Origin of the sequence: Lipingzhangella rawalii (genome assembly GCF_031628175.1) — a bacterium.
Taxonomy (GTDB): Bacteria; Actinomycetota; Actinomycetes; order Streptosporangiales; family Streptosporangiaceae; genus Lipingzhangella_A; species Lipingzhangella_A rawalii.
The window spans coordinates 332,917-354,841 of sequence record NZ_JAVLVT010000001.1 but is presented as its reverse complement, the minus strand read 5'-3'; the positions used below and the strand labels follow the sequence as shown (position 1 = coordinate 354,841).

The window sequence follows — 21,925 nt, the reverse complement described above, 5'->3', positions numbered from 1 at the left end:
AGGAACGTTGACCAACCACTATCTGGACATCCGTCCCCCGATCGCTCTGGCCCACCGGGGCGGCTGGTTGACCGACACCGAAGGTCCCCCGGGGCGCGACGCCTTGCTCCTGGAAAACACCCTGCCCGCGTTCCGGAACGCAGTCGAGCTCGGATACCAGTACCTGGAGACCGATATCCACGCCTCCCGCGACGGCGTCGCCATGGCCTTCCACGATGCCACCCTCGACCGGGTGACCGACCGCGATGGGGCCATCGCGGAACTGGACTACGCCGAAATTCGCCGTGCCCGGGTCGGTGGCCGGGAGACCGTGCCGAGCCTGGAGGAACTGCTGGATGCCTGGCCGCGGGTCCGTCTCAACATCGACATCAAGGATGATCGGGCCGTGGAGCCGCTGGCACGGGCCCTGCGCCGCACGCGGTCCTGGCGCCGGGTGTGTGTCGGCTCCTTCTCGCAGGCTCGCCTGGAACGGGCTCGTCGGATCCTGGACCGGCCGGTGTGCATGTCGGCGGGCCCCGTGGACGTAGCCCGGATCAGAGTCGGCGCTTGGAGCCGGGCGTTGTCACTGCTGGTGCGTCGTGGTGTCGGCTGTGTCCAGATCCCCCGGCATATTCGTGGCTTCCCACTGTTGACCCGGGACCTGATCCGGACCGCGCACCGGCACGGCATGCAGGTGCATGTGTGGACCGTGAACGAGGCATCCACCATGCACCGGCTGCTCGACGCTGGGGTGGATGGCATCGTCACCGACAACACCGTGGCGCTGCGCCGGGTCCTCACGGAACGCGGCCAGTGGCCCGGGACCGCCGTCCCCAGCACGCACAGCACCGGAAGGACGAACGACGGGCCACCATGACGAACACCCCCACTCCCCCCACCAACCTTCCGTCGAACGACCCCCGACAGCGCCGTCGGGAGCAACGCGGCTGGTACCTGTACGACTGGGCAAACCAGGTGTTCTGGACCTCGGTCGTCACCGTCTTCCTCGGCCCCTACCTCGCCGAACTCGCCCGCGCCGCCGCGCAGGGGTCGCCCAGTGGTGAGCATGTGTACCTGTTGGGGCTGGCGATCCACTACAACGCCGTGTGGCCTCTGGCCACCGCGTTGGCGCCCGCCATCCAGATCCCACTCCTTCCGGTGGTCGGTGCCATCGCCGACCGGTCGCGGACGAAAAAGCGACTGTTGCTGGGGTTCGCGACCGTCGGTGCCAGCGCCACGACCTGCCTGTACCTGGCCAGTGGCGACAACTACCTGTTGGCTGTTGGCCTGTTTCTCGTCGCGAACGTGTCCTACGGGGCGGCACTCGTGGTCTACAACGCGTTCCTCCCCGAGATCGCCACCGCCGACGAACGCGACCGGGTCTCCTCCACCGGATGGGCGTTCGCCTATCTCGGGGGTGTGGTGTTGCTTCTGGTCCACCTGGCCCTGGTTCTCAATGCGGAGGCACTTGGGGTCGGCGAGGGACACGCGGTCCGAATCGCCTTCGCCTCGGCGGGTCTGTGGTGGCTGGGCTTCACTCTGTTGGCGGTACGGCCGCTGCGAAACCGTGTGGCGCCAGCCGCGACCGCGGACCGCCCGGCATCGGTCGGCGCGACGTTCCGACAACTGTGGCACACCCTGCGCGAGCTGCGCCGGTATCCGCAGACACTGCTGTACCTGTGTGCCTACCTACTGTTCAACGACGGGATCCAGGCCACGATCCGGTTCGCCGGCCCGTACGCCACCGGGGAGCAGGACCTGGGACTGGACATGGACGACCTGATCACCACCGTGGTGATGATCCAGTTCGTCGCCTTCGCGGGAGCATGGCTGACCGGGCGTTTGGCCACCGTCCTGGGGACGAAACGCACCCTGGTGGCCATTCTGGTCTGCTGGACGCTGATTCTGACCAGCGGCTACTTTCTGCCGGCCGGGCAGGCCCTCCCGTTCATGGCGCTCGGATTCTGCATCGGGCTCGTCCTGGGCGGCAGCCAGGCGCTGGCCCGTTCCCTGTTCTCCCAGCTCATCCCCCGGGGCAAGGAGGGTGAGTACTTCGGCCTCTACACGATCTGTGACCGGGCCGGAACCCTCACAGCGGCGCTGGTGGGTTTCGTGGCGGTCCAGCTGACCGGGGGCTACCGCGCGGCGATCTTCTCTCTTGTGGCATTCTTCATCGTGGGCGGTGTGCTGCTGGTCCTGGCGAACCTGCGGCGTGGTGTGCAACAGGCGGGAAATCCCGTTCCCGCCCACCTGTAGGCACCGAGTTGTGCACCCAGGGGCGCTGACGAGACGATCGTGGTCACGGGGTTGGAACATCCCGCTCCGGGGAATCCTGACCCGGACTGGCACGTTGTCACCGATGACACCGACACAGCGCCTGGAGGCACTCACACGATGGCCGAGCGAGCACTGCGCGGCACGCGACTCGGAGCGACCAGCTACGAGAACGACCGCAACACCGACCTGGCCCCTCGCCAAGAGGTCACCTACGACTGCCCTCAGGGCCATCGATTCTCCGTGACTTTCGCTACCGAAGCCGACGTCCCGACCAACTGGGAGTGCCGGTTCTGCGGAGACACCGCCCTGATGGTGGACGGAGATCGCCCCGAGGAAAAGCAGGCGAAGCCCGCTCGCACCCACTGGGACATGCTGCTGGAACGGCGCAGCGTCGAGGACCTGGAGGAGGTGCTGGCCGAGCGCCTGGAGCTCCTGCGGTCGCAACGGAGTAAGGAGCAGGAGTACCTGGAGGCCAAGGCCGAGGAGGACTCGGCCAGCGCCCAGGCCTCCTAGCGCGGGAGCACGTGCCCACCACCGGATCCCACGGAGCCCGGGCATCTGGGCCTGTCTCGGGCTGGTCACGCCGTGGGGCCGGTGGGGCCGCCCCCGTGTGGCGGTTTCCCGTCCACGATCTCCCCACGGATCACAGTGGGGCGCGACTCGTCGGCGGCGTCGGAGGACGCCTGCGCCTCTGGGTCCCGACGCACCACTTCCCCGTCCACGACGACCACTCCGGGGGGCGCGCCGGTCGCTGCCGCATCCATGCGCGCCTGCATCCGTTCGAACCGGCGCCGTGCCCACGCTGCGAAGACCCAGCGCAGGGCCGGCCGGGTGAACGGAAGCACGAGCAGCAGCCCGAGGGCTCCGGAGACGAAACCGGGGAACGCCAACAGCATTCCCCCCACGAGGAGCATGACCGGGTCCAGCATCCCCCTGCGTGGCATCTCTCCGGTTCGTGCCGTGGCGTCGATATCCCGGATCACCCGCAGTCCGGACCAGCGCATCACCATGATGCCGGCGACGGACGCGGCCGCGAGTGCGGCGACGGTCCACAGGGCGCCGATCTGCTGGCCGACCAGGATGGCACTCCAGATCTCCAGGAACGGCAGCGCCACGATCGCGACGAGTATCAGTAGGGGCATGGACATCACCCGATCACCATAGGTCTCCACTGCGGGGAACGTGCCCCGACCCGGATTCGTTCCCCGCACATCGCGGGCTACGCCGGTCCACGCTTCGCGCGCCGCTGGAGGACATATCCCACGGCAAGCGCCCCCACACCGACCAGGGTGATCGCCCACTCCGGGATGGCGCCCAGGCTCGTTGCCGGGGTGTGGCCCTGCATCGCGGGAACGTTGGCGACGTGAATATCGCGCTGGGCCTCCGCAGAGACGTAGCTGAGCGACCCATCCGGTTCGACCACGGCGCTGATACCGCTGGTGGAGGAGACCAGTGCCGCCCGGCCGTGTTCCACAGCACGCAGCTGGGTGATGGCCAGCTGCTGCTCCGACTGCCCGGTGAAGTTGTAGTTGGCGTTGTTCGTGGGCACGACCAGAACCTCCCCACCCTCGGCCACGGCCTGGCGCACGGGCGCGTCAAAGGCCACGTCGAAACAGATCGCGGTGGCAACCCGGGTCTCGCCAAGGTCGAGTGCTCCCGGATCGGTCCCGGGAATCGCGTCCATGCCGACTTGGTCCAGCCTCGACACGAACGTGGTGAAGAAGTCCCGGTAGGGAATGTACTCACCGAACGGGACCAGATAACGCTTCACGTAGGTCTCGCCGGGGCCCTCCTCGGGCTCCCAGACCACCGACTGCACCTCGCGCTGTTGCTCCCCCACGACCTCGGTCACCCCGATCAGGAGTGGCGCGTCCACGGCGTCGGCAGCGCCCTGGATCGCATCCTGGGCATCGGCGTCCCGGTAGGGATCAATGTCACTCGCGTTCTCGGGCAGGATGACCATGTCGGGCTGTTCGTGGGCACCCGCAGCCACCGCGTCGGCGAGCTCGTGGGTGGCCGCGACGTGGTTGTTGAGCACCTCCCGGCGTTCACCGGTGATGTCCATCTCGCCGACACCGGGAACGTTGCCCTGCACGATTCCCGCTGTAACCGTGCGGTCCGCCTCGACCGAGCCCAGCCGGGGGGTGAGTGTCCCCCCGGCGACAATCCCCGCCACCACGACCATGAGGATGACGGTGGGAAGGTCGGGGCGGCGCTGGCGCCACAGGCGAAGGAGAGCGGCGGCGATCAGCGCACCGGTTGCCGCCACCGCAAACGTCACCAGCGCCGAGGAGCCCACCGCCGCGTATCCGGTGAAGGGAGTGTCCGGCTGACTGAAGGCCAGTTTGCCCCAGGGAAACCCTCCGAGCGGCCATCGCGCCCGCACCAGTTCCTGGGCGACCCACAGGGCACTGGTCCACACGATCCAGCCGGGTAGACGTGCCGCCAGGGCAATCCCCACCGCCATCGGGATGAAGTAGGCGGTCTCCGCCGCTGCGATCAGCAGCCACACGTCGAACCCGAACACGGCCTGCCAACGGATCAACGGCACCATGAGGGCCGCTCCCGCAAGTGCGCCCAGCCATGCGGCGCGGCGTGGCCGCACGCCACGTACGGCCAGCAGCAACAGGGTGGCGCTGAGTGGGGCGAGGTACCACAGACCGTAGGGGGGAAGCGCCAAGAGCTGTGCCAGCCCCGAGCCCGCGGCAGCACCCGCACGCAGTAACGTCGTTCCTGCGGGTTCTGGAGGGAATCGTTGGTCGACCGTACCGTCCAGACCAGCCGTCGTGCCCGAATGTTGCGGCTGCTGCGGTCCCTCCCGATCCGGAGACCGGGCCTCCTTCGCCACCATGAACAGTCGACCTCCGCTGTCGGTACCCGCCGTGCTCCTGAGCCTACGGGTACACACCGGGGCTGGAGTCCGGCGGACTCCAGCCCCGGTAGCGGAACACGGAAAAGGGCCCGGAACACCCTTCGGACCGGATCCGTCTCGTCGGCGGCGAGCGCGGAGACCGTTGTCTACTGGATGCTCGGGCCTTTTCCGGGTCCAACCCCCCGCCCGACCGCGGGCTCCGGGCTTACCATCACCCGCCATCGTGCCTGGCTCCTGGCACGGCGGCCAGCGACGCAAGAACCGGACCGCACAGCCGGTCCGTCCAGTGCTGGACTGGTCAGCAGCCTACCGAGATACCCGGCGCCATGGGATCCTCACCGCACCCACAATTCGGATCGCGTGTCGATTCACCCGCCTCACGAAGCCGGCGCCAGAGCTCTGGGGCCATGCGCCAGGCTAACGCACCTCCTCGGAGCACGCCAGCGTTCCCCCGGCCCGGCCTCCCCCTCTGGACAACCCCCCCTTCGATGATGTTCGATGATGAACGAATCAACACGCGATTCGATCAAATTCGAAAGCATAAGGCGAGGAGTGTCCGGCCATGGCCCAGATCGTCCTGGACAATGTGGACAAGGTGTACCCCGGCAACGTGACCGCAGTGGACCAGCTCTCCCTGGAGATCAAGGACGGGGAGTTCATGGTGCTGGTCGGCCCGTCCGGCTGCGGAAAGTCCACGGCACTGCGCATGATCGCGGGCCTGGAGGAGATCAGCGGGGGAACCCTGAGTATCGGGGACCGCGTGGTCAACGATCTTCCTCCGAAGAACCGGGACATCGCCATGGTGTTCCAGAACTACGCGCTCTATCCGCACATGACCGTCGAGCAGAACCTCGCCTTTGGACTCAAGCTGCGCAAGACCCCGAAGTCCGAGATCAACCAGCGCGTCCAGGAAGCGGCCCGCATGCTCGGACTCGAGGGCTACCTCAAACGCAAGCCAGCGGCCCTGTCCGGGGGGCAGCGCCAGCGCGTGGCCATGGGTCGCGCGATCGTACGCGAGCCCCAGGCCTTTCTCATGGACGAGCCGCTGTCCAACCTGGACGCCAAGCTGCGCGTGCAGATGCGCGCCTCCCTCAACCAACTGCACTCCGAACTGGGAGTCACCACGGTCTATGTCACCCACGACCAGATCGAAGCCATGACCCTGGGCGACCGGGTGGCGGTCCTGCGGGACGGGCGCCTCCAGCAGGTGGACACCCCCAAGAACCTGTTCAACCGCCCCGTCAACCTGTTCGTGGCCGGGTTCATCGGATCACCGGCCATGAACTTCGTTGAGGCCCGGCTCGAGCGTGAGGGTGACGGCGCCCGACTCGAGTTCGCCGATCACCGGCTCCAGCTGCCGATGGAAACCCTCCGGGAACGCCCCGAGCTGCGGGAGTACCTCGGGCGCCAGCTCGTCCTCGGTGTTCGCCCCTCGGACTTCGACGACGCGGAGCTGAGCAACCACGATCTCGGCTATATGGACGTCACCGCCGACGTCACGGAGGAGCTCGGCACCGAGATCAACGTCATCTTCAGTGTGAACGCTCCGCCGCTCCAACATGAGGACGCCGTGGCGCTCGCTGCCGACGCCGCCGGCGACGGCGACGACGCGGAGGCGGCGGCTCTGCCCCTCCAGGGAGACAAGTCGGTGTTCACCGCCCGGGTCAACCCCCGCAGTTCGGTGCGTCCCGGTGAGCCGGTGCGGTTGAGTGTCGACACCCGGCACCTGCACTTCTTCGACCTCACCAGCGGCCTGGCGATTGGTCACCCCCAGAACGTGGGTGCGGCGGCCACGGCCCAGGCAGCACACGCGAGCTAGAGCTGGTGTCGCGGGAGCCGTTCCGGGATCCAGCCCCGGGACGGCTCGGCGGTCTCAAGACCCCGGTCCGGGTGCGGGCTCCGCAGCTCGGGCGCGCGGGGAGCGGCCCGTGTGTCCCGTGTGCTACTTGACCGATCCGGCCATGACGCCCTGGACGAAGTAGCGCTGGAAGGCGAAGAACACCGCCAGGGGAACGATCAGGGACAGAAACGCCCCCGGTGCGATGATGTCCAGGTTGGCGCCGAACTGGCGCATCTGCCCCTGCAACTCCACGGTCATGGGCTGGGCGTCGGTTCCGGCGAACACGAGGGCAACGAGCAGGTCGTTCCACACCCACAGGAACTGGAAGATTGTCAGGGAGGCAATCGCGGGCCCGCCGAGGGGAAGAATCACCCGTCGAAAGATGGCGAGTTCGCGTCCCCCGTCCATCCGTGCCGCTTCCAGCAGGTCCCGGGGGATCGCCGCGAAGAAGTTGCGCAGCAGAAAGATCGCGAACGGGAGCCCGAACCCCACGTGGAACAGGATGACGCCGCCGAGTGTGCCGAAGATCCCCAACAGTCCGTACAGCTGCGCGATCGGGATCAGGGCGACCTGGAGTGGAATCACCAGCAACCCCACCACCCCGAGGAAGATCCAGTCCCGGCCGGGAAACTCCAGCCAGGCGAAGGCGTAGGCGGCCAGTGAGGCGATCACCACGATCAGGACGGTCGACGGTACGGTGATCGCGATCGTGTTCCAGAACGAGGCGACGAACGGCTCGTTTCCGAGCAACGCCTGGTAGTTGCGCGCGGTCAACTGCGCTGGCTGCGCAAGAACGGTCCACCAGCCACTGGCCGCGTTGTCGGCCGGCGCGCGCAGCGACACCACGAACAATCCCAGCGTGGGCACCAGCCAGAACAGGGCGATCAGCACCAGAAGCACCTGCACGAGACCGGAACCCACCGTGCCCACGATCCGAGCGGCCACCGAACGGCGGGGAGCGCCCGCCGCCGGGTCCTCGATTGCGGACGGGACCGGGGGCGGGGGCGGGGGCACAGCCGCGTGCCTGTCGCTACTCATTGCGCCCTCTCCTGTCGGAAGCGGCGAACCTGGAAGATCATCGCGGGAATGACGAGCACCAGCAGGAAGATCGCCAGTGCGCTGCCCAGCCCCTGGTCGTTGGGGCCACCGAAGGAGACCCGCCACATCTCCAGGGCCAGTACATTGGCGTCGCGTTGGACGTCACCCGGTGCGATGACGAAGACGAGGTCGAAGATCTTGAGGACATAGATCATCAGGGTCACGAATACCACCAGCAGTACGGGAGACAGGAGAGGGACCGTCACCCGCCGGAACACCTGCCACTCGGTGGCCCCGTCCACCCGTGCGGCCTCCAGCGCTTCCCGTGGAATCGCCGCGAGTCCCGCGGAGATCAGCACCATGGCGAACCCGGCCCACACCCACACATAGGCACCGATGATCGCGGGGGTGACCAGGGTCGGTCCGAGCCAGTTGACACCGCGGTAGGGCTCGGTGAAGTTGTCGGCCGCCAGCCGGACCGTGTAGGTGTCCGCGGTGAGCTCGGGGACCACGAAGGTTCCGTCGGGTCCCGTCACGGCTTCGGCCGCTACCGCGTCGCCGTCCAGCACCTCGACGCGCATCTGTGGCATTCCCCGCTCGTCGGGGTCGATCACCCCCTGGGTACCCTCGGCGCCGGGCGTGAAGTCCAGCCAGACCGTTCCGGTGATCGCCGATTCCTGCGGTTCCGGGACGGTGGCGGGCTCAGCCTCGGACGGGAGGTCGTCCGGGGGCAGGCCGACGAGAGGCAGCAGCACCGGATCCTGACCGGGCGCAACCTCGGCGTCCAGTGTGTAGCCCCCCTCCGCGGGGTGCAGTCCGGCGTCGTCGCGCGGGCTGGCACCGGGATACGGTGACGGTGCGGACACGGTGTCGCTGACCGTGGTCAGGACCGCATTGGCCAGCCCTCGGTCCGGATCCTGCTCGTAGACCAGCCGAAAGATCACGCCAGAGGCGAGAAACGAGATCGCCATGGGCATGAATACCACGATCTTGAACGCGGTGGCCCAGCGGATACGTTCGGTGAGCACGGCGAACACGAGCCCGACCGCGGTCACGACGATGGGGGCAACAACCACCCAGATCACGTTGTTGCGTAGCGCGATGAACGTGTCCGGGTTGGTGAAGATCGTAACGTAGTTGTCCAGACCGACGAAGGTGTCGCCGCTCGCGTCGAACAGGCTGCGCCATGCCGAGTACCCGATCGGATACAGCATGAACGCGCCGAGGAACACCAGGGCGGGGAGCAGGAACACGGCCCCCAGCCACGGCGGTGGGCCGAGGCGGCCCGCCGCCGTGGGTGCGCTGAGTTCCGATGGCTCCTGCCCGCGGTGCTCCGCGGTGTCGCCACCCTGCGCCATGGGTGTCCTCCGTCTCGGTGCGCCGACGGAAACCGGCTAGTCGTCGTCTTCGTCACTGCCGTTGCCATGGGCGGCAGCGGCGTCCTCCTCCAGTTCCTCGGCGATGGCCTCGGGGTCACCGGGATCCCGTAGGAAGTCCTGGAGCGTGGCCCACATGCCGGAGCCCTCGGTCGCTCCGAAACCGCTGGGGAGCTGGTCGGAGAGGTCATAGCGCACGTCGTCACCGGCCTGGTGGACGCTCTCGGCGAGCCCCTGGGTGAACTCGTCCGGGTAGGCCTCCACGTCGACGTTGTCGTTCGGGGACAGGAATCCGCCCTGCTGTGCCCATGCCGTCCCCGCCTCCGGGGTCGCCAGGAAGGCCAGAAGCTCTTGGGCCGCCTCCTCCTCGGTCATCGCCACCGCGATGTCTCCACCGAGCACCACCGGTGCCTCGTCGCCGACGGCGGGGAAGGTGAAGGCGCGGGCGTCCTCCCCGACCACGGCCCCGGCTTCCTCGGCGCTGGCCGCCACAAAGTCCCCCTCGTACACCATCGCCGCGTCCTCGGTTCCGTAGACGTCGGTGACGCAGTCGGGGAAACCGGTGCCCACGGCGCCGTCGGTTCCCCCGTGCATCAGCGACTCGTCGGCCCAAATCTCGGCCAAGGTCTCCAACGCTGTCACGACGGAGTCGTCGGTCCAGGCGATCTCCCGCTCCAGCAACTGGTCGTAGCGCTCGGGGCCGGCCTGCGAGAGATAGACGTTCTCGAACCAGTCGGTCAGGGTCCAGCCGTCGCTACCGCACATGGCGAACGGGGTCTCCCCCGCCTCGGCCAGCGCTGGAGCCACCCCACCGACCAGCTCGTCATAGGTGTCGGGTGGCTCGACACCGGCATTCTCGAATGCCTCGGGCCGGTACCAGATCAGGGACTTGTGGGCGGCCTTGAGCATGACCCCGTAGGCGTGTCCGTCCACGGTGCCCAGCTCCTGCCAGTAGTCGACGTAGTTGGCGTCCACCTCGTCAAGGACCGTCTCGGAGAGGGGTTCCAGGTCCCCCTGCTCGGCGTACTCGGCCATCAGCCCCGGTTGGGGCAGCATCGCCACGTCGGGTGCCTCTCCGGCCTCGAGCCGAGGTCCCAGGTAGGCGGCGGTGTCCTCCCCGGTGTCGTCGTAGGTCACGCGGTGGCCGCTCTCCTCCTCGAAGAGGGCCAGAACCTCCTCGAAATTCTCCTGTTCCGCGCCGGTCCACACCGCGGCGACCAACAGTTCGGAGCCGTCGAAGGGGTCCTCCCCGTTGCAGGCGGTGGCGCCGAGCAACGCTGCGGCGGACGTGACTGCCAGGGCCGCCCGCCCCCGGGCGAGTCCGCGCTGGTGGTTACGCATGAGTTCCCTCTCTCTCCGGCTGCGTGGCTACTGGGTTGTCGCCCCGGATCGCTGCTCCGGTCACGGGATCGAAGAAGTAGAGCCGTTCGGTGTCGACCCGAACGTGCACCCGCTCCCCCGCCGTGGTCGCCGACCGCGGGCTGAACCGGGCAATCAGCACCGACCCCGGTTCCGCAGCGGACGGCCCTGCCGTCTCCTCCGCGCCGAGGTCCCGGGCCAACTCTCGGGTGTCCTCGGTGACGACGGGAGGCGCCGGCACCCGGAAGTGCACGAGAAGCTCCGATCCGAGTGCCTCCACCAGGTCTGCCGTGGCGGTGAGCACGGCCGCGGCGCCGTCCGTGGCCAGGGTGGCGTCCTCCATGTCCTCGGGACGGATTCCCACGGCCACCCGCCGGCCAAGGTAGGAGCCCAGGGCCGGACGGTCGGCCAGGACCGCCCCAGACAGACTCAGCCGCTGCTGCCCCAGGTGCAGCACCGCGCCCGCACCGTCGGATTCGAGCTGTGCATCCACGAGGTTCATCGCCGGGGAGCCGATGAACCCGGCGACGAAGAGGTTCGCCGGCCGCTCGTACAGTTCCTGGGGAGCGGCGACCTGCTGAAGCAGTCCGCGCTTGAGTACCGCGACCCGGTCGCCGAGTGTCATCGCCTCCACCTGGTCGTGGGTGACGTAGAGGGTGGTCACCCCGAGGGAGCGTTGAATCCGGGAGATCTCCGCGCGCATCTGCACGCGCAGCTTCGCGTCCAGGTTGGACAGTGGCTCGTCCATCAGGAACGCCTGTGGGTTGCGGACGATCGCCCGCCCCATGGCGACGCGCTGGCGCTGTCCCCCCGACAGGTTGCGCGGCTTGCGCTCCAGGTGCTCGGTCAGCCCCAGGGTGGCAGCTGCCTCGTCGACTCTGCGGCGAATCTCGGCCTTGGGGGTGCGCCGCAGTTGCAGACCGAATCCGATGTTGTCGCGCACCGACAGGTGTGGATACAGGGCGTAGCTTTGGAACACCATGGCGACGTCGCGGTCACGTGCCGGCACCCGGTTGACGACACGATGTCCGATGCGCAGCGTTCCGGCACTGACCTCCTCCAGGCCGGCGACCATGCGCAGGGCCGTACTCTTGCCACAGCCAGACGGCCCCACCAGGACGAGAAATTCACCATCGGTAATGGTGAGGTCCAGGGAGTCCACCGCCCGGGTTCCGTCCGGATAAATCTTGGAGACACCCGAGAGCTCGACCTCGGCCACGTCCGTTCTCCCAACGACTCGACCTCGCCTCAGGAAGAGTCGTATCAGCGAATTGCCGTCACGAACAGACGCCGAAAGTTCCTGTTACTCATCCGTATCCGAACGGTGAACACCGATTCCCACGGCCGAACCGGCCCCATCATCGAAAAATGGCTTTGACCAGCACTAATCGCGGGAATACCGCGCGGGCTATCCCTGACCGGTTAACGAACGCCCGATGACCATGCGCTGGATCTGGTTGGTCCCCTCGACGATTTGTAGGACCTTTGCCTCCCGCATAAACCGCTCCACGGGAAAGTCGGTGGTGTATCCGTATCCGCCCAGCACCTGAACGGCATCCGTGGTCACGCGCATCGCAGCGTCACTAGCGAACAGTTTCGCCATTGCCGCCTGTCGGGAATAGGCGTGGCCACGGTCCCGTAGCCGCGCGGCCGAGAGATAGAGTTCCCGGGCTGCACTGACCTGAGTGGCCATATCGGCGAGGAGAAAGGACACGCCCTGAAAGTTGGCGATGGGCTGGCCGAACTGTTCTCGCTGCTGGGCGTAGTCCACCGCGGCGTCCAGGGCGGCTTGGGCGAGCCCGACCGCGCAGGCGGCGATCCCCAACCGTCCGGAGTCCAGGGCCGCCAGGGCGATAGAGAACCCCTGCCCCTCGGCACCGATCCGGTCCTGGTGGGCCACGAGCGCACCATCGAAGCTGACCGCCGCTGTGGGCGAGGAGGACATGCCCATCTTCTGTTCCGGGGCTTGGGCCTCCAGTCCAGGGGTTGCCGCGGGCACGTGCAGGCAGCTAATGCCTTTGGCGCCACTGTCCGGACTTCCGGTGCGGGCGAAGAGGGTGTAGAAGTCGGCGACCCCACCGTGGGTGATCCAGGTCTTACCTCCGGACACGCGGTAACCGTCCGCCTCCGGCTCGGCGCGGGTGGCCAGCGCGGCGGCGTCGGAACCGGAGTGCGCCTCGGAAAGGCAGTAGGCGCCCAGGAGCTCGCCGCCGAGTAGCTCGGGCAGCAGCCGCCGACGCTGGTCCTCGGTGCCGTAGGTGGCGACGGGAAAGCAGGCCAGGGTGTGCACGCTGAGGCCGAGCCCCACGGCCAACCAACCGGCAGCCAGTTCCTCGACCATCTGGAGATAGACCTCGTAGGGCTGGTCTCCCCCGCCGTACTCACTCGGATAGGGAAGCCCCAGGAGCCCCGTCGCACCGAGGGTGGTGAACACATCCCGCGGAAACGTGCCCCGGGCCTCGTCGCGGGCGACCCGTGGCCCCAGCTCCTTGGCGACCACGTCGCGGGTCAACTCCAGCAGGTCCCCAGCTTCCTCCGTGGGCAGGGCCCGTTCCACCGGCATGTGCACTCCAGTATCCGCACCGCAATCTACTTGGACGTCCAAGTATATGGTGATCACGGTCACGATGTACTACCCGGGGGGACATAGGGATTCCAACCGTGAGGCCACTGCGTCCCAGGTCCACTCGACACGCACCCAGCGCCGCCCACGCTCCCCCATCGCCTGCTTCTGTGCGGGGGTGGTGAGCAGGGTGATGAGCCGCTGGGCCACCTCCCGCGAATCCCGCCCGTTGACCACGTAGCCTGTCTCGCCATCCCGCACCGCCTCGGGGGCCCCACCGGAGTCCCCGACGATCACCGGGAGACCACTGGCTGCGGCCTCCAGATAGACGATGCCCAGCCCTTCGGGTTCGAGCCCGGCCCGGCGGGTGCGGCACGGCATCGCGAACACGTCGGCGGCAGCAAAGAACTCCGGCAGCGCCGCATGCGGGTGGCTACCCGCGAAGGTCACAGTGGTGGCGGCATCACCGAGCCGTCGCCGAAGCCGGTGCAGGCGGGTGCGGTCCGGTCCGTCGCCCACCACCAGCAGCCGGGCGTCCGGGATGGCGCTGTGCACCCTGGGCCAGGCGCGAAGCAGCGTGTCCACGCCCTTGCGGGGCACCAGCCGGGTGGCACACAGCACCATCCGCGCCCCGTACAGGCGGTAGCGCTGCCGAATCGCGCCCGTGTCCACATCCGGACGGAACAGCGCCGGGTCCACCCCCGGGCTCAGCTGCGCCAGCCGGGCGCGGCCGGCTGGCGCCAGGGCGGGCTCGATAACCCCACGAGTGTGCGCATTCAGGTAGGTGAGCACGTCCACCCCGTCCGCGATCCACCGCAGCAGCTGGCGGGAACCCGGAAGGCGCGCCCACCACAGCTCGTGGCCGTGCGTGATCGCCACGATGCGCCGTGCTCCGGCCGCGCGCAGGTGCGGGGCCAACAGGCCCAGCGGGGCCGCCGCGCCGAACACCACCCGGTCACAGCCGAATTCCCGCACGAGCTGCGCGGCGCGCCGGGCCACCCGTGCGGTTGGCAACAGCGTCCGCGCGGTATCCCGCACTACGGGAAACGGCAATGCGGCGTCATACTCGCTCGCTCCCGAGGCATGTGAGGTGTAGACGACGACTCCCGGCGCCCCGTCGGCGGCGGGTGACATGCGCCGGGCCAGTTCGTGGCAGAAGGTCTCGATGCCGCCCGTGCGCGGTGGGAAGTCGTTGGTAATGAGCAGGGTGTGGGTCACGGGCTCGGGTGTACCCGGTGGGGTGGGTGAACACAACCGGCACCTTTACATCGTAGATCATTTACGCCCTACTCCCCCATCGGCCTTTTGCCACCCCCATCGGCTTTGACGGGGCCTCATCACCTGGGGGCGGCCCCACGTTCGTCCGGGCCGCCTCAATCTCACCCAGGTGGGGTTGTTCGGGGTGGTGTGGCCTGCCCCGGGCACGGCTGGGGGCCGTGCGGGGTGCGCTTCACCACCCGGAGGGGTATTACTCGGTGCGGGGGCAGTACCGCTGGGCGGGCACGCCGCCGGCGCCCACCGTGACCGGGGCGGACTGGTGGGCCAGATCCGCGGTGACGGTGCGGCCGGTGTGGTCACCGCGCGAGAACCAGCGCTGTGCCAGGTGATCCACCAACGCGAGTCCGCGGCCGTGCTCGGCGTCCGGGTCGGGACACCGCACTATCGGGCCGGGCGTTCCAGGGCGATCTTCGCTGGCCTCGTGTGGTATCGCGCCCTCCGGTCGCGGGAATGTGCCGGTGTCGGTGACTTCCACGCGGATGCGGCGCGGCGCGAGGAGCAGGCGAAGCTCGACCCGGCCCAGGATCGCCCGCAGCCGTGCTTCAGCGCGTCCCATGCCGCGATCGCCACTGCTGGTGTGCTGAAGCGCGTTGGTGACGAGTTCGCTCACCACCAATCGGGCATCCCCGATGGCCTCCTCGTCGGTGATGCGCGGGCTCAGCACCTCGGTGGCCCAGGCGCGGGCGCGGGCCACACTGGCCGGGATCCCGGGGAAGGTGCGCTGAAAGCGCTCACACATGCTCCCCACCCCCCATCGGCCGTGCCCGAGTAGGGAGCACGATGGTCGTGCCCGAGGCCGCCACACGCAGCTGCTTGGCCAACCGGTGCGTCTCCGCTGCCCCCAATCCCCGGGGCTCCTCCTGAGGCCCGGTCATGGCGTGACCACCCCCAGCGGCACCGTGGGTGCGTCCCCGGACAGCTCCTGGGCCGGCCGCTCCCCCGGGTGCTGACCACGCCCGGCATCCAGCCACCGCAACCCCGCCAACACCTGCTCCAGCACCGCAGGCGGCGGAACATCCGGCCGAGGCGGACCGCCAGAAACCGGGGAGGTCACGCCACCGGCTGTGCCGGCAGACACACACGCCAGCGGAAACGGACACGGATGTTCCAACGGATTCACCGACGCCCACAAACACTCCACCACCGGACACTGCCAAACCACGACCGGGGCTCGGTGGGTGTCGGACTGGTCTGACTTGGCGTCACCGGGCAAGCCGGGTGAGACTTCCCCGCCACGGGAGATCAACTGGCCAGGCCAGTTAGAGTTCATGACAGAACCTCGTTTCGTCGCAGTTTCGGGGTTTCTTCTGCTCGGGCCGGGGTGTGGCAGCACCCCGGCCCGAGCGCATATGGGCCGGCCCACGGCTCGTCTCGCATGTTGCTTATTAACCCTTCGTAGCTCTAAGCTTACTGACGACAGGCTAAAATACAAGCCCTGTAACTCAAAGAGCCTGGATTATGAACGAGTGTCTGGTTTCTCCCGTGCCAGTCAGTCGGTGCCACTGATATCCCGGCCGGTCAGAAGGAGAGGTCGCGATGAACCAGGGTTCCCCCGTACGCAGGCACTACCTGGTCAGCCAGTTGAAGCGTCTTCGCAGCCAGGCTCAGCTCTCCCAGGAGCAGGTCGCCGAGGAGATGGGCTGGGATGTCAGCAAGATGTACCGCATCGAGAACGGGCGGTTCGTGCGGTTGAACACCGAAGCGGTTGCTGCGCTATGTCGGCTCTACGGCAGCAGCGACGCGCTGCGCGAGGAGTTGGTCGCGATCGCGAAGGCGGCTCGCAAACACAAGCCCTGGTGGTTCCAGTACGAGGATGTGGCAGGGAACGCCTTCTACGGTCTGGAGAACGAGGCCACCAAGATCCAGCAGTACGCCATTGGTCTCATCCCTGGACTGTTCCAACACCCCGACTACGTGGATGCGCTGATGGCCCGGGGCCTGGTTGCCGATGCGACCGAGCGTAAGCGCCGGGTAGACGCCCGGATCGAGAGACAGCACAGCGTGCTGGACCGTGAGGGCGCACCCCGGGTCTGGTCGGTGATCGACGAATCGGCGCTGCGCTGCCTCATCGGTGACACAGGCATAATGGGGACCCAGCTTGACTACCTGGTCGAGCTAAGCAACCGTCCCAACCTCGACATCCAGGTGCTCCCGTTGGCCAAGGGCATGGCCCGCCCGTACGGCTTCATCCTGCTCACCCTTGGGGATGCCGAACAGGTCGGCTACCTCGATGTCCCACCCAGCGGTCACTTCTTCGAAGGGGAGAGTGTGCTTCGCGAGCACGAGCAACAGTTCGACTATCTACAGGCCGCCGCACTCCCCCTGGACGAGAGCACCACCTTCATTCGAGGTGCGGCAGAAGAGTTGGAAAGGCGCTGATGAGCAGAACCCGTGCCGCGGAACAAGCTACATCCACCCCTCGGCGCTGGCACACGGCAAGCTACACCCAAGAGCGAGGCGAGTGCGTCGAGGTCAGCGAGGGCGCCCAAACCGGGGTGCGCGACAGTAAGCAGCGCAGCCGGGGCGCGCTGTACTTTCCCGCAGCCGAATGGCGGGCCTTCCTCGCCGCCGTACGCAACGGGGACCTCTAATCCCACCGCCTGCGGCCCTGGCCACACCAGGCCAGGGCCGTACCCCGCCACACTGGGTACACCAACTGCACACCCGGCCCCATCCCGGAAGCAGGAGAACCCATGCACCAGACCCCCTGGACCAAGTCCAGCTACAGCGAAGGGCGCGAACCCAACTGCGTCGAGTGCCGCACCGCTGAGAACCGCGTCCAGGTTCGCGACTCCCAACACCCCCACCTCGGCTACATGACTCTCCCCACCCACGCGTGGACCGCCCTCCTGCACGCGGTCCGCATCGGCAAGATGTAGCAGCCGCACGAGGAGGCAAGACGGTGCTCTCAGACGTGCAGCCCTAGCCAGCGCGAGGAGCCGTTCCGGGCTGACGTGGACTGACGATCCTGCTGGCGTTGCCTCGGTTCGGTGGATGCCTGTGGGCTTGGGTTTCGGGTGGCGTCACCGACAGCATTCATGATCTGCCGGCAGCAGGGCGGTCGGGCAGCACGGCCGGCGGTGCGACCGGTTCGGCGCCGTCCTCGCCGCCCAGGGAGTGCAGATGCGTGCGGGAGAGATGGCACCCTTGAACCACCCCTACGCCGGGGGACCTCGACGCACAGGTCGGGGTATCACTGGGCTCGGTGGTATGGAGAAGGGGGCGGAGCGCGCGCGGCCGAAACCGCTGCGTCTCGCCGTCGCGCCGGAGGCGGACGAGGCCGTTGTCGAACTGGTTCACCAGGCGGATGCTGTCGTGGTTGACCTCGCGGACGCCCAGGCTCTCGCCTGGACGGCATGGACCGATCTGGCGAGTTTCCCGCGATCGCTCCCCGCAAGCGTCGCGTGGGTGCAGCTCCCCTCCGCCGGTATCGAACGGTGGGTGGAGGCCGGGATCATCGACCGAGCGCGTGTGTGGACCTCGGCCGCGGGGGTATGCGCGGTTCCGGTGGCCGAACACGCGCTGACGTTGCTGCTGACGGGAGTCCGGCTGCTTCCGGAGAGTCTTCGGGCCGCGGAATGGGCCAGGACGGACCTGCTGCCCCGCGCGGGGACCCTGGGCGGAACCGTGGTGGGGATCGTCGGCGGCGGCGGTATCGCCCGCGCCCTCATCCCGGCGCTCACCGCCCTGGGTGCAGAGGCCCGGGTCGTGAACCGCAGCGGCCGGCCGGTGCCCGGAGCCGCCGAAACCCGGCCCATAGCCGGAATCGGCGACTTCTGGGAAGCGGTGGACCATGTGGTGCTCGCTGCCCCGGACACCCCGGACACCCGTCACCTGGTCGGCGCGGCCGAACTCGATGCGATGAAGCCGACCGCCTGGCTCATCAACGTCGCGCGCGGTCCCATCGTGGACACTGAGGCGCTGCTCGGGGCACTGGACAGTGCCGGGATCGCCGGCGCGGGCCTTGACGTCACCGACCCGGAGCCACTTCCCGCAGCCCATCCACTGTGGGGGCACCCCAGGGCCATCGTGACGCCGCACATAGCCGACGCGGCGATGACGCGGCGGGGGTTCCGCCAGCGGCTGGCCGACAATGTCCGACGTTGGACGGCAGGCGAGGAGTTGATCGGGGTCGTCGACCCGGCCCGCGGATACTGAGGTTGGACTCGTCGAAACTGTCGCCCATCCCCCGGGAGCTTCGTGGGTTGGTGCCCGCTGTGACCTGTTGTGATGCGATGGACTTGCGACGTACCCCGAGCCGCCCTGAGGTACTCCCTGTGGTCCTTGTGCGCGGCAAGCTCGAAGTCGTGGCGCTGCGGCTGGATCACCATCCCGCCCAGCATCACCGCGACGAGGGTGACCGCCGCCGACACCTGGCGGCAGTGGGTCCGTGGACGCCGACGGCAAGGCACAGGGGCCAGGACAGTGGCGTCCACCCCGACGGCGCCCGCGGACTGCACACGATCACGGCCGCCGTGTACTGAGGGTCTCACTGGAGCAGTGCCGACCCAGAATGTCGCCCGAGCGAAGCCCAGGTGGGACACCCGAGTCGATCCCACCGCCTCGCGTCCCCCGTCCATCCGTGCCGCTGACGGAACGGTGCGCCGGACGTCCGTGCCGGACGTTCGGCGCTGGCCCCATGCGCCACTGACCATTGAATACGTCCCACAGCGCGAAACGGCCCCGGATAATGAGAGCCGTGACCAGGAATACCCCGAAGGAGACACTGTGCCTCATTCCCGCTCCCCCACGCGGCAGCGAATGCGCGACGTACCCCTGGGCTCCTGGTCACGGGGGTCCTGGTGACCATCGCACCGGTCCTGTCTGCGTGTATACCGCCCGATGTTGCCAGCGGAGGCTCCCCTCCGGAGGAGAGCCCTGCCACCCCGCAGGACGAGGACGACGAGGACGCGGTCACACGTCAGGGGGATCTCTACGGGCTCCTTCCTGGAGACATGTGTGCCGTACCCGACTCCGATCAGCTCCGCAGATATCTCGGGACCGACGAGGTGATGACTGCCCCGTCGAGCGACACGAGCCGGGACAATCCGCTCGTGAGCCAGACCTGCGTACTCTCCAATGTTGACCGGGATCTACCCGGCCAGACCATCAGCACGATGGTTGTGACCGGGGCCGCGGCGCCGGCCCACGAGGATGCGGTCAAAGACCTCGAACGCAGGACCGACGACTGTGGACCTCGGCGATGTCGGCGATGTCGGCGATGTCGGCGATGTCGCCATGTTCTCCTACACGGAGGAGGACGGGGAGTCAGAACTGCGCGTTGTCGAGGACCAGTTCCACCTCGCCGTGACGTACAGGGTGGAGCTGCCCGAGCATGCCGAAGGCGTGGACACGCCATCCGAGGAGGAGGGGCTGCACGCGGCCACAGAGATCATCGAGGCGCTGATCGGGGCGCTTCCGTGATGCCTCCCCTGCTGGCCCGCAGGGTGGCTACGGGCAGGGGGCGCCTCCCCTCACCGGTTGTTTCCGGGCGCATGGCTCCACCAGCAAACTGGCTCGACACGTGAGCCCCGCCCGATCCCGTGGCGTGCGCGCTGTCTGGCAGCCAGTCAACCTAGTCGCCGCACGCGCTCGCCGACCAGCTCCACGATGGCGCTGGCGACACTCTCCGGGTCGGTGAGTATGGCCAGGTGGTGCGCGTCGTGGTGGCGCACGGCCCATCCGGCCGCGGCCACCTGGTTCGCCTCCGCGGTGTAGGCCTCGCTCAGCTGGAGGTAGGCGCACCGGTCAGGGTCCGGATCTGCGCAGTCCGGAGGCACCTCCGTGGTGTAGTCCACCGGAAGACGCGGCACCTCGGCAAGGAACCGCGAGCGCATCTCTGCTTCGGGGAGCAGTCCCGCCACCGCACCCGGTGGGAACCACTCCGGCCACGGAGGTAGGAATCCGTCGGTAGCCCGGTCCAGCAGCTGGCTGCCCAGCTCCGGCGGGACGGTGTCGAACCAGCTGCGTCCGGGGTGTGGCAGCAGGGCGTCCACGAACACCGACACCGGCACCGTCACGGTGGACTGCGCCGCCGCGGCGATGGCTGGGACGAGGGCCCCGGCACCACTGTGTGCTACCAGCGCCACTTCCTCGACAGTGTCCGCACCGTGCGCGTCGATCCCCGTGGCGACGGTGCGGGCGATCCGTGGGTAGTAGGGTCCGCTGTCGCGCAGCGCGGGGAGCAGGTCGGGGACAACCACCCGATGGCCCCGGCCCCGAAGCGTCTCGGCCACCGGTTCCCAGCTTGTGGGGCCGACCAACGGGCTGTGCACCAGGACCAGTGCGGGGCCAGTACCCATCTCACTCTCCCTGGGCGAGGTGCGCTTCCGGGTGTGGCACCGTGGGGCGCCACGTCTGGTCAGGCGTAGGAGACGAGGGGGCCGCCCAGATAGCGGCGCATGTCCAGCATAGCTGGAGCGAGATCGAGAGTTTTGCCGAGATTGTGGGGATCGTCGAGCTCGGCGTAGGCACGGTGCAGATTCGCCACAATGCGTTCCGGGTCGGTGAGCCCGCCGAACTGTCCCAGATCGGTGTTTTCGGCAAGCTCCAGGGGTGACTGGCCGCGGCGCCAGCCCGCGGCGGCCGTGTCCCGCACGAACTCCAGGTACCCGCGCACCTGGCTGATCTCCTCGGGCCCACACACCGGACCGTGCCCCGGCACCAGCGTCCGCGCCCCCAGCTCGGCAAGCCGGTCCAACGCGGTGAGCCAACCACGAATGCTGCCCTGAACCGCCAGGGGTGTTCCGCCGGCGAAAACCAGGTCCCCGCAGAACACCACCCCGTGGTCCGGAACGTGGACCACGACATCATTGGTGGTATGTGCCGGCCCACCGAAATGCACCAGCTCCAATCGGAGTGTTCCCGCCCAGACGGTCAGCTGCTCCCGAAACGTGATCTCGGGCGGGCGCAGGCGGATGTCCCCCCAGTCCGGCCCCTCGAACAGGGTGGTCACCGAGGTTCCGGTCGCGATCACCTCCGCACGGCACAGCTCGTGGCCGACCACCGAGGTGCCGGCCGGAACCAGGTAGTTCCCGAAAGTGTGGTCACCGTGGTGGTGGGTGTTGATGAGGGTGGTCAGGGCACGTCCCGCACCGAGGCGTTCCACAGTGCCCATGAGGGCACGGCCCCGGCGCTCGGTCGCAACGTGGTCGACCATGACCACACCACCCTCGACCTCCGGCGCCACGATGATCCCGGTGTTGTTGAGAAACCAGGACCCGTCCGGCTGCACGTAGGCGAAAACGCCGGGTGCCAGCTCTCGAGTGTAGGGCTCGTCCACGATCGTCCTCTCACTCGTCTGCGCACAGACCGGGAACTCCGTCCCCACTGCCTACCTACGC

At 68.2% G+C, this 21,925-nt stretch carries 21 protein-coding genes; 10 read left to right on the top strand and 11 right to left on the bottom strand.

The features are described from left to right. Positions 1-7: 7 nt before the first annotated feature. The 3 genes from RIF23_RS01545 to RIF23_RS01535 all read left to right on the top strand — a co-directional run bounded on the left by RIF23_RS01545 (position 8) and on the right by RIF23_RS01535 (position 2,769). Positions 8-856, top strand: a complete 849-nt coding sequence (locus tag RIF23_RS01545) for a glycerophosphodiester phosphodiesterase (protein WP_310910483.1) — start codon at positions 8-10, stop codon at positions 854-856. Next, entirely contained in the window at positions 853-2,235 is a 1,383-nt protein-coding gene (locus RIF23_RS01540; RefSeq protein WP_310910481.1) for an MFS transporter, read from the top strand. Before RIF23_RS01545 ends, RIF23_RS01540 begins: the two co-directional genes overlap by 4 nt. 138 nt (positions 2,236-2,373) lie before the next feature. Next, positions 2,374-2,769, top strand: coding sequence for an RNA polymerase-binding protein RbpA (locus RIF23_RS01535; protein ID WP_310910480.1), 396 nt, complete (start codon positions 2,374-2,376; stop codon positions 2,767-2,769). Between the two features lie 65 nt (positions 2,770-2,834). Here the strand turns inward: RIF23_RS01535 and RIF23_RS01530 are convergent, their stop codons facing one another. Together RIF23_RS01530 and lnt are read right to left on the bottom strand one after the other, a co-directional pair. Further along, the gene (locus RIF23_RS01530; protein ID WP_310910479.1) at positions 2,835-3,398 is read right to left on the bottom strand and encodes an FxsA family protein; all 564 of its coding nucleotides are present in this window, start codon (positions 3,396-3,398) and stop codon (positions 2,835-2,837) included. A gap of 77 nt (positions 3,399-3,475) precedes the next feature. Next, positions 3,476-5,107, bottom strand: coding sequence for an apolipoprotein N-acyltransferase (gene lnt, locus RIF23_RS01525; RefSeq protein ID WP_310910478.1), 1,632 nt, complete (start codon positions 5,105-5,107; stop codon positions 3,476-3,478). A 583-nt stretch (positions 5,108-5,690) separates the two neighbouring features. Between lnt and RIF23_RS01520 the strand changes: the two genes are divergently transcribed. Further along, positions 5,691-6,947, top strand: coding sequence for an ABC transporter ATP-binding protein (locus tag RIF23_RS01520; RefSeq protein ID WP_310910477.1), 1,257 nt, complete (start codon positions 5,691-5,693; stop codon positions 6,945-6,947). Between the two features lie 123 nt (positions 6,948-7,070). Here RIF23_RS01520 and RIF23_RS01515 read toward each other — a convergent pair whose 3' ends face one another. The 7 genes from RIF23_RS01515 to RIF23_RS01485 all read right to left on the bottom strand — a co-directional run bounded on the left by RIF23_RS01515 (position 7,071) and on the right by RIF23_RS01485 (position 15,321). Further along, a complete protein-coding gene (locus RIF23_RS01515; protein ID WP_310910476.1) occupies positions 7,071-8,006 on the bottom strand; it encodes a carbohydrate ABC transporter permease in 936 nt (311 codons plus the stop codon). Continuing rightward, on the bottom strand, positions 8,003-9,364 hold the full coding sequence (locus tag RIF23_RS01510) for an ABC transporter permease subunit (protein WP_310910475.1): 1,362 nt from the start codon (positions 9,362-9,364) through the stop codon (positions 8,003-8,005). Before RIF23_RS01510 ends, RIF23_RS01515 begins: the two co-directional genes overlap by 4 nt. A 36-nt stretch (positions 9,365-9,400) precedes the next feature. Continuing rightward, positions 9,401-10,723, bottom strand: coding sequence for an ABC transporter substrate-binding protein (locus tag RIF23_RS01505; protein ID WP_310910474.1), 1,323 nt, complete (start codon positions 10,721-10,723; stop codon positions 9,401-9,403). Beyond that, a complete protein-coding gene (locus RIF23_RS01500) occupies positions 10,716-11,960 on the bottom strand; it encodes an ABC transporter ATP-binding protein (RefSeq protein WP_310910473.1) in 1,245 nt (414 codons plus the stop codon). The genes RIF23_RS01505 and RIF23_RS01500 overlap by 8 nt, the downstream gene beginning before the upstream one ends. Before the next feature lie 189 nt (positions 11,961-12,149). Further along, a complete protein-coding gene (locus RIF23_RS01495; RefSeq protein ID WP_310910472.1) occupies positions 12,150-13,304 on the bottom strand; it encodes an acyl-CoA dehydrogenase family protein in 1,155 nt (384 codons plus the stop codon). A 69-nt stretch (positions 13,305-13,373) separates the two neighbouring features. Beyond that, on the bottom strand, positions 13,374-14,522 hold the full coding sequence (locus RIF23_RS01490) for a glycosyltransferase family 4 protein (RefSeq protein ID WP_310910471.1): 1,149 nt from the start codon (positions 14,520-14,522) through the stop codon (positions 13,374-13,376). 250 nt (positions 14,523-14,772) lie between these two features. Next, on the bottom strand, positions 14,773-15,321 hold the full coding sequence (locus RIF23_RS01485; RefSeq protein WP_310910469.1) for an ATP-binding protein: 549 nt from the start codon (positions 15,319-15,321) through the stop codon (positions 14,773-14,775). Between the two features lie 797 nt (positions 15,322-16,118). On the opposite strand from RIF23_RS01485, the gene RIF23_RS01480 reads away from it, so the two are divergent. The 6 genes from RIF23_RS01480 to RIF23_RS01455 all read left to right on the top strand — a co-directional run bounded on the left by RIF23_RS01480 (position 16,119) and on the right by RIF23_RS01455 (position 20,006). Then, entirely contained in the window at positions 16,119-16,961 is an 843-nt protein-coding gene (locus RIF23_RS01480) for a helix-turn-helix domain-containing protein (protein WP_310910468.1), read from the top strand. After that, positions 16,961-17,173: a DUF397 domain-containing protein gene (locus RIF23_RS01475; protein WP_310910467.1), complete on the top strand. Its 213-nt coding sequence runs from the start codon at positions 16,961-16,963 to the stop codon at positions 17,171-17,173. The genes RIF23_RS01480 and RIF23_RS01475 overlap by 1 nt, the downstream gene beginning before the upstream one ends. 102 nt (positions 17,174-17,275) lie before the next feature. Next, positions 17,276-17,461, top strand: a complete 186-nt coding sequence (locus tag RIF23_RS01470; protein WP_310910466.1) for a DUF397 domain-containing protein — start codon at positions 17,276-17,278, stop codon at positions 17,459-17,461. 331 nt (positions 17,462-17,792) lie between these two features. Further along, positions 17,793-18,740 carry an NAD(P)-dependent oxidoreductase gene (locus tag RIF23_RS01465; protein WP_310910465.1) on the top strand — a complete coding sequence of 316 codons (948 nt, stop codon included), beginning with the start codon at positions 17,793-17,795 and terminating at the stop codon, positions 18,738-18,740. A gap of 77 nt (positions 18,741-18,817) precedes the next feature. Next, on the top strand, positions 18,818-19,066 hold the full coding sequence (locus RIF23_RS01460; protein ID WP_310910463.1) for a hypothetical protein: 249 nt from the start codon (positions 18,818-18,820) through the stop codon (positions 19,064-19,066). Between the two features lie 706 nt (positions 19,067-19,772). Next, positions 19,773-20,006, top strand: coding sequence for a hypothetical protein (locus tag RIF23_RS01455; protein WP_310910461.1), 234 nt, complete (start codon positions 19,773-19,775; stop codon positions 20,004-20,006). A 146-nt stretch (positions 20,007-20,152) separates the two neighbouring features. Here the strand turns inward: RIF23_RS01455 and RIF23_RS01450 are convergent, their stop codons facing one another. Beyond that, positions 20,153-20,884: an alpha/beta fold hydrolase gene (locus RIF23_RS01450; protein WP_310910460.1), complete on the bottom strand. Its 732-nt coding sequence runs from the start codon at positions 20,882-20,884 to the stop codon at positions 20,153-20,155. A 59-nt stretch (positions 20,885-20,943) separates the two neighbouring features. Continuing rightward, positions 20,944-21,864: an MBL fold metallo-hydrolase gene (locus RIF23_RS01445; protein WP_310910459.1), complete on the bottom strand. Its 921-nt coding sequence runs from the start codon at positions 21,862-21,864 to the stop codon at positions 20,944-20,946. Positions 21,865-21,925: the final 61 nt, after the last annotated feature.